The organism is Mycobacterium parascrofulaceum ATCC BAA-614 (assembly GCF_000164135.1).
GTDB classification, from domain to species: domain Bacteria; phylum Actinomycetota; class Actinomycetes; order Mycobacteriales; family Mycobacteriaceae; genus Mycobacterium; species Mycobacterium parascrofulaceum.
Genome location: NZ_GG770579.1, coordinates 1 through 2,538 on the forward strand (window position 1 = coordinate 1; position 2,538 = coordinate 2,538).

The window sequence follows — 2,538 nt, forward strand, 5'->3', positions numbered from 1 at the left end:
CGGCGAGCGGGCCGCGACCAGCAACCCGACGATCGCGGTCACCGCCGCGACCGCGCTGACCGCGACCAGCCCGGCCAGCGCGCCGGTGGCGACCCGATAGGTGACCGAGAGGCCGGTAGCCAGGAACGCGACCGCGATCACCGCGGCCAGCGCCCCGCGCCGGATATGCCTTGCGTCCCAGGGCTTCAGCCGGGACGTCGAGAAGATCATCGCCGCGTCGGCGATGTCCTCGACGATGCCCGGGGCCGCCGGGCCGGCCGGAACCGGCTGCAGCGCCAAGAGGTCGCCGTCCACCACCCCGACGGTGTCCAGGCTGGCGTCCAGGCTGAACGGCGCTCCGCCGATCGGGGCCAGGCTCAGCTGGGTCGCGGCGCCGAGGTCGGCCGTCCCCCTGGCGGTGTCGTCGGCGTCGCCGTTCGACGTCGCGGGTATCACCAGCCGCTGCACGGCGGGCAGGATCTCCCGCAGCGGCAGCTCGGCGGGCAACGCCATTTCCGTCAGCCTGCTGTCCGCGAGGATGGCCACGCGGACGATCGGCATGACGGCGCCGGACGTCACCGGACCCTCGAAGGACGCTGGGGCCATACCTGAAACATCGTTGCTCTCTTCTCTCGTGGAATTTTCGTCGATTGGGCGGTTAGACGTGTTGTGCGGTGAAATCTCTGGCCAACCGGTGGCCGGGGAACCATTCGGCGTCCGGCAGCAACGCGGTCAGTTGTTCGATCGCGAGGGCGATCGCGAAGGGGGTCCCGGGGGCGAATGTCGACACCCACTCGCCGTCGAATGCGCGCGACGGGCTGACCAGCACCCGCCCCGCCGCCGCGTCGACGATGCTCATCCCCACTTCGGTGGTGGCGTGCCGGCCGTCGCGGTGGCAGCCGGCGACGATTTCGACGTAGCTGCGCGGGCCGTTGAACACCGACTCCACCACCGCGCGCGCCGACTGCGGAATACCCAGGTAATCAACGACTTCGGCCAGCGGGGCGCCCGACCGCAGCCGCTCGTCGGCGCGGGCGCCGACCCGCGCCGGCATGCTGAACTCGTCGAACCGGGCCGGCGGTTGCTGCGCCAGCCCGACACCGAGGACGGGGACCAACGCGCGCGGGTCGTCGATGTCCATGGCGGTGAACGTGATCAGCTGCGCGCTGCGCAGCGCCACGATCGTCTTGGCGGTGGTGGCCGGGCGCTGCGCCACGATGCCGCGCAGCATCTCGCCGGTGCCGGTGCCGGGTTCCCTGGCGGGGCCGACGTAGCGCAGGTCGAGCCACCGCTCCGGAAAGCACACCACCCTGATCCAGTCGGCCACCGCGGGGTTCACGGCGCCGCCCTGCGACACCAGACCCAGTTCGGTCAGCTCGGCCCGTTGGCGCTCGAGGAACGCCTGGCGATGCGCGGCATCGGTGTAGGGCGAGGTGATCGCCAGCACCCACGGGAAGCTGCCCGCCCCAATGGTTTCGGCGATGAACCACGCGTGATCGACCGTCAGCTCGACGGCGTTGGGTTCAGCACTCATCGCGCCGGGATCAACCGCCCCACTTGGCGGCTTCGGCCTGGTCGCGGGCGAGCATCGACATGGTGTTGGCTTCGTGGGTGCTGGCCATGGCCTGGTAGGCACGCACCAGGCTCTCCATCGCCTGGTTCCACTGGGCCTGCCACGCCTGGTAGGTCATCCCGGTGTCGCCCTGCCAGGCGTTCGACAGCGTCGCCTGCTCGCTGGCGATGTCCGAACCGAGCCCCTGCAGGGTGCCGGCGTAGCCCGACATGTCGGCGGCGTGGCTCAACATCGCCGGGTAGTTGTACATGATCTGGGACATGACAAGTCCTTTCGCGGTTGGTGGCGGCTGGGATCAGAAGGCGGTGTAGCCGGATGCGGCGGCGGCGTCGGCGGCCACGTAGGTGCCGGCGGCGTCACCGAGGTTGGCCTGTGCGATGTCCAGCAGGGTGTTGACCCGCGCGGCGGCCTCGACGAAGCGCGCGTGCGCGGCCTGGAACGCGACCGAGGCCTCGCCCTGGTGGAACGCCTGCGCCGACATGGCCTCCTGCTCGGCCTGGCTGATGGTGCTGCGCATCAGGGCGGCCTTGGCGCTGAACGCCGATTGCGCGGCCACCAACTGCGGGATGTGAGCGTCCAACATGCTCATGGTGTTTCCTTTCTGTTCGCCCTCATGGGTTTGTCTTCGCCCGCATGGGGTTTGTCCGACTGACGAGCATCGTGCTGCTGCCTTAGCCCCCTTCCCTCGGCTCGGTCCGCCGTGCCGGGTCGTGGTCGGCGTCGTCCCACGTGCCGGGCATCATCGGCACCCTCGGGCCGCCACCGAACTCGCCCTCGGTGAGTTCGGTCAGCCCGGCCGCGCGAAAAGCGTTGTCCTTGCGCGTGGTTCCGGCGAAGCCGAGCGTCCCGGCCCCCGCCCCGGATGCCACCGCCGCGGCCAGTCGTTCCCCGTCGCCGTAATCCGGCGGGACGCCGAGGTCGGAGTCCAGGTCCAGGTATTCGTCGCTGTGGTCGCGCATCGCGGCCTTGCGGCGCCGCCGCGCCCG

The 2,538-nt window shown here is 70.7% G+C and carries 5 protein-coding genes; all 5 read right to left on the reverse strand.

All coding sequences use genetic code 11. The annotated features are described in order from the left end of the window. A partial coding sequence (gene eccD / locus HMPREF0591_RS29450; RefSeq protein ID WP_007172526.1) for a type VII secretion integral membrane protein EccD occupies nucleotides 1-585 on the reverse strand: 585 nt, incomplete at its 3' end. 52 nt (nucleotides 586-637) lie between these two features. Then, nucleotides 638-1,513 (reverse strand): ESX secretion-associated protein EspG, encoded by an 876-nt coding sequence (locus tag HMPREF0591_RS29455; protein WP_007172527.1) that lies wholly within the window; start codon nucleotides 1,511-1,513, stop codon nucleotides 638-640. Nucleotides 1,514-1,523: 10 nt separating this feature from the next. Next, a complete protein-coding gene (locus HMPREF0591_RS29460) occupies nucleotides 1,524-1,814 on the reverse strand; it encodes a WXG100 family type VII secretion target (protein WP_007172528.1) in 291 nt (96 codons plus the stop codon). A 33-nt stretch (nucleotides 1,815-1,847) separates the two neighbouring features. Next, a complete protein-coding gene (locus HMPREF0591_RS29465) occupies nucleotides 1,848-2,141 on the reverse strand; it encodes a WXG100 family type VII secretion target (protein ID WP_007172529.1) in 294 nt (97 codons plus the stop codon). 82 nt (nucleotides 2,142-2,223) lie between these two features. After that, on the reverse strand, nucleotides 2,224-2,538 hold a 315-nt coding region (locus HMPREF0591_RS29470; RefSeq protein WP_007172530.1), incomplete at its 5' end, for a PPW family C-terminal domain-containing PPE protein.

Excerpts from the sequence above, each read along its gene's own strand:
- HMPREF0591_RS29455 (WP_007172527.1), bottom strand. The coding sequence starts at position 1,513 with ATGAGTGCTGAACCCAACGCCGTCGAGCTGACGGTCGATCACGCGTGG.
- HMPREF0591_RS29465 (WP_007172529.1), bottom strand. The coding sequence starts at position 2,141 with ATGAGCATGTTGGACGCTCACATCCCGCAGTTGGTGGCCGCGCAATCG.
- HMPREF0591_RS29460 (WP_007172528.1), bottom strand. The coding sequence starts at position 1,814 with ATGTCCCAGATCATGTACAACTACCCGGCGATGTTGAGCCACGCCGCC.